Below are 9,344 nucleotides of genomic sequence, written 5' to 3'. Positions count from 1 at the left end.
AAACAAGTATGGATGATGATGAATCAACTCAATTGGGTACACCATCAAGTCCTTTGGTTTTAGTTGCGTATCCGAATCCGTTTAGCACATCGTTTGTGTTACGGCCACTGGAAGGAGTTGACTCAAGTGTCACTTACCAAGTGTATGACATCACGGGTAAATTATTAGAGAGTAGAGCGGTTAGCTCAAGTGAAATAGGCACTCATACCATCGGAGAAAATTATCCATCGGGAATGTATTTGGCGATTGCCACTCAAGGCGATACGAGACAAACTTTTAAGATGATTAAGCGATAGGTATTGGTTTTTTTTGAGGTGCTGAGGTGCTGAGGTTCTGAGGAACTGAGTGGCTGAGAAATTCAGAAACCGTTTCAATTTAGGTTGAGGCGGTTTTTTTTTGATGGTATTTTTCTGAGGGACTGAGGTGCTGAGGTTCTGAGGTTCTGAGGTGCTGAGAAATTCAGAAACTGTCTCAATTAAGGTTGAGGCGGGTTTTTTGAGGGGCTGAGGTGCTGAAGGACTGAGGTTGAGGTTCTGAGGGACTGAGGTTCTGAGGGACTGAGGTGCTGAGAAATTCAGAAACTGTCTCAATTAAGGTTGAGGAGGGTTTTTTGAGGTGCTGAGGTTCTGAGGGACTGAGGCTGAGAAATTCAACAACTGTCTCAATTAAGGTTGAGGAGAGTTTTTTGAGGTGCTGAGGTTCTGAGGGACTGAGGTGCTGAGAAATTCAACAAGCGTCTCAATTTAGGTTGAGGCGGGTTTTTTGAGGGACTGAGGTTCTAAGGTGCTGTGGTTCTGAGGGACTGAGGTGCTGAGAAATTCAGAAACTGTCTCAATTAAGGTTGAAGCGGTTTTTTACAGTATTAAGATGATTTTTTTGTTGATGAAGTGCTTATTTTAAGTATTTATGCTTGTTCATTGCTGTATTGAACTAGCGATTAGTGGGGTGTTGTGATCGAATAGTGACGGTTTATATTTTTAAAGTTTTGCCATGATTCTGCACATAAAGCATTTGCTATACTAATTCTTTATTAAACTCAAGTGCATATTCATTTGGTGTAATACCTGTTGTTAATTTAAACGTTCTATAAAAGGAGGAGTTTGAATTGAAACCACATTCTGCATGTACGTCTGAGATATTCAACATTTCATTTTGGGTTAATTTATTTTCAATGATTTTTTTAGCCTCTTTGATCCTCAATCGATTAATTATCCCTCGGAAGTTTAAGTCGCTATGTTTGGTGATTGATTCGTAGAGGTATTTTTTATTTGTTCCTACTATTTTAACAACCATGCTTTGATCCAACTCAGGATTCAAAAACAATTTTTGCTGTTCTAAGGTTGTCATAAATTTTTCAAATAATTCTGCTGTTTTTTCAAAAGACGTTATCTCGTTTTCATCATCACGATTTGAGCCAGTTTGATGATTTTGTTGCTTAATTTCAATATATTCCACCTTGTTTTTTTCAGCACTTAATGAATTTATTCGCGCATTTAGTATTTTGATTTCTGAATCCTTTTCTTTTTCTTTTTTATAAATTAGGTGAATTATTTTTTTCTTCTTCCTGTATTCATAAATTAAAAAGAAAAATACAATCACTAATAATGTGATAATGAGCAAAGTTATTTTGTTAATCCTTTTACCTGCAACGATTTCGAGTTTTTGATTGTTAATAATTAGATTTTTATTTTCTAATTCGTATTTCGTTTTAATTTCTTCTATTTGTTTTCTTCCATTCTGTTCCAAAAGTTTTATTTTGTTTTTAGTAAACGATTCCAAGTAATGCAGGGCTTTTTCGGTTTGGTTATTTTTTTTCGCCAAAACATACATTAGTGTATCGTTTTTTATTTCCAGGTGGGGCATGTTTTGATTTTTCAAAGACGCCATCGATTCGCCACCTTCAGCATATGCTTTTTTATTATTTCCTTTTTTGTAATCCCATTCCAGTTGATGACTCGTGCCCATTGCCATTAATTTTTTATCGCCAATCGATTTAGCCACGGCATTTGCTTTTTCTAAGAATACGGTTCTATTCGCATCATCCCCTTGGTCTAAATAATTGTCAGCCATTGAACCATAAATTCGTGACAATAGTCTTTTGTCTTTACTTTTTTCTGCTAATTGTGCCGCCTTTGCAAGGTAGTCAAGACCTTTTTGATGATTTTTTAGTATGGAATGTGTTAAGCCAAGGTTGTAGTAATCTACTTTGTAATTAGAATAATTTTGCGCCTTATTGGTTGACTCCAGTGCTTTTTCGTAATACTTTAAGCTATCATCAAATAACTTGTTTTGAAATGAGATGATGCCCATTAAAATATTGGCATATCGTATCATCTCAAAATTATCGGTTTTATCCACTGCGGTATAAAGCTTATGTGTATAAATTGCCGCAGAATCAATTTTGCCATATTTGCAATAACTGTAAGCAATTGATTTCCATGTTTCATATTTTACTTGATCTTTTGTAGCTAAATCAAGTTTTTTTAAAGCATTTTTTGAATAATACATGGCACTATCCAAAATGCCAAGTCTAAGGTAAACAAAACTTGCTTTGGCGTTGTAATAAATAAACTGGTCATTGGTTGCATTGCCCGTTGTTTGTAAACGATTTTTTAGATGCACTTTGGCTTTATCAAATTCATCGTTCCGAATGTAACTTTCGAGTTTGTTATCTAACTCTTTTTGAGCCATCCCTAAAAAAGATAAAAGCGAAATCAAAACAGTAAAAAAAAAGTTGCATTTCATGTTCATGAGATTAAGATACAAAAATACTTTTCTTTCTAGTTAATTGGTTTGTTACAGCAACTAAAATCACGCATTTTTCTTTTTTTGAGAATAGAAAGTTCTTTTTTGTGAACTTGAATTTTTTGTTTAGAAGCAATTTTGCAACTTTAAAAATATAAACCAACTTAATTTTTTTAGATGAAAAAGAAATTCCCCCAAATTTTCAAGATTTTACTCTTGTTTTGTTTCATTTCGATGAACGCTCAAACCATCAATTATGATCCACCGGGTTTTTATGTACGTGGACAACCCATTTCTACTTTAGTACCTAACCAAAGTGGCATTACGATTCAAGGAGGTACGTATCGGGATGTAAGTCTTTTTGCCGGAACAGGCAGTTCTGGCGGAACCAACGCATCAAGTAGCAGTACTTCAAGCTTTCAAAACCCGAGAGGTATAGTAAAAGATCGCTCAGGTAATTACTATATAGCGGAAGTTCAAGGAAAAAGAATTAGAAAGATTAGTGCAACAGGAGTCGTAACGACTGTTCACCAATTTACAGATTTTGAACCACGCGATTTAGTAATTAATTCTAATAATGGAGATTTATATGCCGTTATCCATACCCATCGAATTATTAGAATACCTAACACAAATTGGGCTAATTATCCCCTTCAAGAACCGACTTATGTCTACACAAGTGATGCTGTAAATGTTATTGCTGGTTCTGTAAGTTCTGGCTATACCGATGCTACCGGTACAGCGGCAAGATTCAACAATCCTTGGGGCTTAGCGATAGCATCTGACAATACCTATTTGCTTGTGTCCGATTTTGGTAATAATAGAATTAGAAAGGTAATGCTTTCAAATTTTGCGGTCTCTACTTTTGTGCCTTCTGCCACTTTTAGCGGGCCTACAGATGTGCATATTGTAAATAATGATTTGATTTATGTTGCTGAATTTAATGGCAATCGCATTCAGAAAATATCAGGTGGTTCAAGTGTATCGCTATTTGTCAGTGGTACGTTTGGTGGAGGAAATTTTGATGGTACCGGAGCAACTGGTTTCATTGACCAGCCTCACAGTTTAACCGCTGATGGTATGGGTAATGTATATGTTGTAGAACGTATGAATCATAAAGTACGGAAAATTACTCCACAAGGAAAAATTACCACCATTGCGGGTACTTTATGGAATACTGATAATTCAGGCAATCAAATTGGAACTGGTTCTAATGCACGATTTAGATTTCCAACAGGTATATTCTATGATATTGAAGGTGGCTTTTTGTTGATAGCCGACACCGATAACCATCAATTAAAAAAAGTACAACTCAGTGGTTTTGAAGTTCTACCGCCTCTTCCTACCGGTCTTTCTCTTAACACCAGTACAGGTGTGATTTCAGGAACTCCAACAGCAGTTTCTTTGCAAAATGTTTATCAAAATAATTTTAATACTTCGCAATTACAATTTCTTGCCGGCGAAACCGTTACTTTGGCTGATAATGCGGCCGTTATCGGAGACTATTTGCAGTTAACGCCTCGTCAAAATAACAGTAAAGGCGGTATAACAATTCAGCCTTTTGAAAGTAACGGTTTTGGTGCTCTAAAAGTCAGTTTCGATTTAATTACTACAAAAACCTCGGCTGATAATACCTCGGCTGATGGTTTCAGCTACAGTTTTGCACCGGATGCCAGTGCTACAGCTACTTCACCCCAAGCAGAAATAGGAACCGGAACCAAACTAGCCGTATCGTTTGCTACTTTCGGAAGCAACAGAGGAATTCGTATTTTTTATAACCCTGCCTCCAATCAATCACTAGGCACAACATTAAATTCTGTTTTATTGGCTTATACCAACAATACTAGTTGGATGGGCAAATCTGTAAAAGTAGTTCTTGACGTGACTGACATGGGTGATTTGACCTTAACTATTGATGGAGTAACTATTTTTACTACAACATTACCTGCTAATTTTTCGAATTCTGATAAATCAACTTGGAAGCACGTCTTCAAAGCAAGAACCGGTCTTTCCAACGATTTGCATGCAATTGACAACTTATCCCTACAACTGCGAAACGGACCTACAAGGCATACAGTAGTGGGAAGAGATTATAATAATGAAGTAGAAAGCACTTTTCTAATCAATTCATCCGTTCTACCAACTGTATCCACCCAATCCGTAACTTCCATCCAGTATACACAAGCTACTGTAAACTATCAAATTTTAGGGCCAGGTTCTAGCTCGTTATCCAATTCAGGTTTTGTATGGAGCACAACTCCATCACCTACTATTTTTGATAACGCTGTTATACATCCATCACCAGCCGTAGTTGGAAATCAATCGCTAGCGTTCGATGACTTACTTAGTAGCACTACTTACTACGTGAGAGCGGTTGTTATAAATGAATGGGGTGTTTATGCTTATGGTCAAGAACTTTCATTTACAACACTAGCTTATACCGCACCAACTGTCAGTACTAATGGCACTACTGCTGTTACTCAAACAACTGCTGTTTCAGGAGGTGATGTCACTAACGACGGCGGAAACACACTAGTAGAAAGAGGTATTTGTTGGAGTACAAATCCAAATCCAACAATTGCTGACCAGAAAATAGTAGACAGTGCTCCATCTGTTGGTACATTTACAAGTTCTATTACAGGCTTAGTTGCGGGTACAGTATACTATATAAGAGCTTATGCAACGAATAGTGTAGGAACAACTTATGGCAGTGAACAAAGCTTTATGACTATACCTACAGTGCCTATCATTACCTATCAGGAAGAAAATTATTTGGCTCAAAACTTTCTTGGTTCTCCTATAGTACCAACGATCACTGGAGGTAGTGTAACCCAAGGTTTAAGCGGTGTTTCAACAATTGTTACTTCATTTCCGTCCAATAGCTCAAAACAATTTGCTTTAAGTCACGATAATAATTTCTTTTATTATGCAAGTATTAATACTATTTATAAAATTAATCGTGCTACAAATGTGACGACCATTTTAGCTGGTGGTACCACAGGATCTAATGACGGCATAGGAACAGCAGCTCAATTTGAGGTAGCTATTGGTATGGGATTCTCGTCAATAGCAGTAAATAAAACTACCGGAAATATTTATGTGTTAAGTGGAAATGAGCAACAGTCAGCTAGACTAAGGCAAATCACACCAGACGGTGTTGTTTCTACTATTGCTAATATCATTGATGGGTCTTTAGGATATCCAAACGGTCCTACGGCAGTAGACGGAATGGGAAATATTTTTTACATTAATAACGGCAAAGCAATAGGAAAGATACCTTGTATAAATAATAGTGCTTCTCCTACTTTTGGAACTCCCATCCCTAATTGGGCTGGTACTATGTTTTCTCAACTTAATGTAGATGGCACAGGCGACTCTGCACGATTTAGACAAATTACGAGCAAAATTGCTATTGATGCTTCAAACAATTTGTATGTCGTAGATTTAAGGTTAATCCGTAAGATTTCACCAACGGCAGTTGTAACCACGATCGCTGGTAATTTAAATAGTACAACCGGTGCAAATGGTTTAAGTATTGATGGTAACGGAACAAGTGCGTATTTTACAAATTATGCGAGTTACACTTACAGTCCATTAGATAATTCTTTATATGGAATTGATATGGGTACCTCACATTTTATTCGAAAAATTGATTTATCAACTTTAAATGTTACCACACTTTATCAAACAAACGTATTCTCAGGTGCAGGCTTCACAATGGAAATGCTAAATGGTGATCTTTATGGAATCTTATATGGAGGTGAAGCTATTTCAAAAACAACCGTATTTGGTTATTCTGTATCACCAAGTTTACCGGCAGGTCTTTCCTTAACTGTAACCGGTGAGATTACAGGAACACCAACAGTGCTATCGCCATTAACTACTTACACTATTAAATCAATTAATCCGTATCATATAGTTAATGCTACGACTAAAATTGTTGTTGAGCCTTTCACTACCAGTTCACCAATTACTTCTGATCAAACTTTTTGTTCTGGAGCTTTAGTTTCAGACTTATTAGCTACAGGAACGTACTTACAATGGTATACTGCCTTAACAGGAGGAATAGCAATACCAACTACAACCGCATTAGCTACAGGAACGTATTATTTAGAACAAATAATAGCTGCATCTGTAGTTGATATAGGCAGCGACTTTAATTTTCCTTCTGGAGTAGCCATTCAAGCCGATGGTAAAATAGTAATTGTTGATAGTGGAAACAATACTATTAAACGTATGAATGCCGATGGTAGCAATATAGAAACATTAGGTAGCGGATTTTCTTCTCCTAAAGACGTAGTCATTCAAGCAGATGGTAAAATAGTAATTGTTGATACTGGAAACGATGCTATTAAACGTATGAATGCCGATGGTACTAATATAGAAACATTGGGCACCGGCTTTGCTTCTCCTTATGGAGTAGCCATTCAAGCTGATGGTAAAATAGTAGTGGCAGATTCAAATAATAATGCTATTAAACGCATGAATGCCGATGGTACTAATGTAGAAACATTGGGAAGTGGGTTTTCTAATCCTACTGGAGTAGCTATTCAAGCTGATGGTAAAATAGTAGTGGCAGATGCAGCTAATAATGCTATTAATCGCATGAATTCCGATGGCACTAATATAGAAACATTGGGCAGCGGATTTTCTTTACCTACTGGAGTAGCTATTCAAGCCGATGGTAAAATAGTAGTAGCAGATGCCGATAATAGCGCTATTAAACGCATGAATGTCGATGGCACTAATATAGAAACATTGGGCAATGGGTTTTCTTTTCCTTATGCAGTAGCCATTCAATCCGATGGTAAAATAGTAGTAGTGGACTTATTGGACCATACTATAAAAAGAATTACGGAGGCATCGTCTAACAGAGTACCGGTAAATGTCACAGTTAATAATACTGAAGCACCAACGGCTTCTGCACAATCATTCAGTACAAGTGGAACAGTGTCAGATTTAGTGGCTATAGGAACTGCCTTACAATGGTATGCAGCTTCAACGGGAGGCACAGCATTACCAACTACAACCGCATTAGAAACAGGAACGTATTATGTTTCTCAAACCATTGCTGGATGTGAGAGTTTAAGAACTGCTGTAGCAGTAACGGTTAACGTTACAACTGCCCCAATAGCATCAGCACAAACCTTCTGTACAAGTGGAACAGTAGCAGATTTAGTGGCTACAGGAACTGATTTACAATGGTATACTTCTTTAACAGGAGGAACAGCAATACCAACTACAACTGCATTAGCAACAGGAACATATTATGTAGAACAAAGCACAGCAGCATCTGTAGTTACTTTAGGCAGTAGCTTTAATTTTCCTTCTGGAGCAGCCATTCAAGCAGATGGTAAAATAGTAGTGGCAGATCAAGGTAATAATGCTATTAAACGTATGAATGTTGATGGCACTAATATAGAAACATTGGGCAGTGGCTTTAATTCTCCTTATGGAGTAGCCATTCAATCCGATGGTAAAATAGTAGTGGCAGATAAAGGTAATAATGCTATTAAACGCATGAATGCCGATGGTAGCAATATAGAAACATTGGGCACCGGCTTTGCTTCTCCTTATGGAGTAACCATTCAAGCCGATGGTAAAATAGTAGTGGCAGATTCACAAAATAATGCTATAAAACGCATGAATGCCGATGGTAGCAATATAGTAACATTGGGCAGTGGGTTTTCTTTTCCTTTTGGTGTAGCCATTCAAGCCGATGGTAAAATAGTAGTATCAGTTCCATTTAATAATGCTATTAAACGTATGGATGCCGATGGCACTAATGTAGAGACCTTGGGCAGTGGGTTTTCTTTTCCTTCTGGAGTAGCCATTCAAGCCGATGGTAAAATAGTATTGGCAGATCAAGGTAATATGGCTATTAAACGTATGAATGTTGATGGTACTAATATAGAAACATTGGGTACCGGATTTTCTTTTCCTTATGGAGTAGCCATTCAAGGCGATGGTAAAATAGTAGTGGCAGATTTTAATAATAATGCTATAAAAAGAATTACAGAGGCATCATCGACTAACAGAGTACCGGTAAATGTCACAGTTAATAATACTGAAGCACCAACGGCTTCTGCACAATCATTCAGTACAAGTGGAACAGTGTCAGATTTAGTGGCTATAGGAACTGCCTTACAATGGTATGCAGCTTCAACAGGAAGCACAGCATTACCAACTACAACCGCATTATCTTCGGGTATGTATTATGTTTCTCAAACTTTAAACAGTTGCGAGAGTCCAAGAACTGCTGTAGCGGTAACGGTTAACGTTACAACTGCCCCAACTGCTTCTGATCAAATCTTATGTCAAGGAGCAACCGTCTCAGATTTAGTAGCTGTAGGTACTACCTTACAATGGTACACTGTTGCTGAAGGCGGTGTTGCTTTGGGTACTACCACTATTTTATCCACGGGTACGTATTATGTTTCCCAGACTGTTTCTGGGGTTGAGAGTGATCGGACTGCTGTTACCGTGACTATTGTACCGAGTTTAGGCAACATCAGTTGGATTTCGGGTCCTTCTGTATTATCGGCTGAATCTACCGTAGCTACTTATTCGGTTACTGCTGTAAGTGGAGCTACGAGTTA

General features: G+C 37.4%; 3 protein-coding genes. 2 read left to right on the top strand and 1 reads right to left on the bottom strand.

The window, feature by feature from the left end; genetic code table 11:
- A partial coding sequence (locus tag B0I10_RS15415) for a T9SS type A sorting domain-containing protein (protein ID WP_181456978.1) occupies positions 1–296 on the top strand: 296 nt, incomplete at its 5' end.
- A gap of 718 nt (positions 297–1,014) precedes the next feature.
- On the opposite strand, the gene B0I10_RS15410 is transcribed toward B0I10_RS15415, so the two are convergent.
- Positions 1,015–2,745 carry an AraC family transcriptional regulator gene (locus B0I10_RS15410; RefSeq protein ID WP_181456977.1) on the bottom strand — a complete coding sequence of 577 codons (1,731 nt, stop codon included), beginning with the start codon at positions 2,743–2,745 and terminating at the stop codon, positions 1,015–1,017.
- Positions 2,746–2,922: 177 nt separating this feature from the next.
- On the opposite strand from B0I10_RS15410, the gene B0I10_RS15405 reads away from it, so the two are divergent.
- Positions 2,923–9,344, top strand: a 6,422-nt coding sequence (locus tag B0I10_RS15405) for a virginiamycin B lyase family protein (RefSeq protein ID WP_146740388.1), incomplete at its 3' end; no start/stop codon positions are given.

Source organism: Flavobacterium lacus (assembly GCF_003268815.1).
In the GTDB taxonomy this organism is placed as follows: domain Bacteria; phylum Bacteroidota; class Bacteroidia; order Flavobacteriales; family Flavobacteriaceae; genus Flavobacterium; species Flavobacterium lacus.
This window is presented reverse-complemented; position numbering and strand designations above follow the sequence as displayed.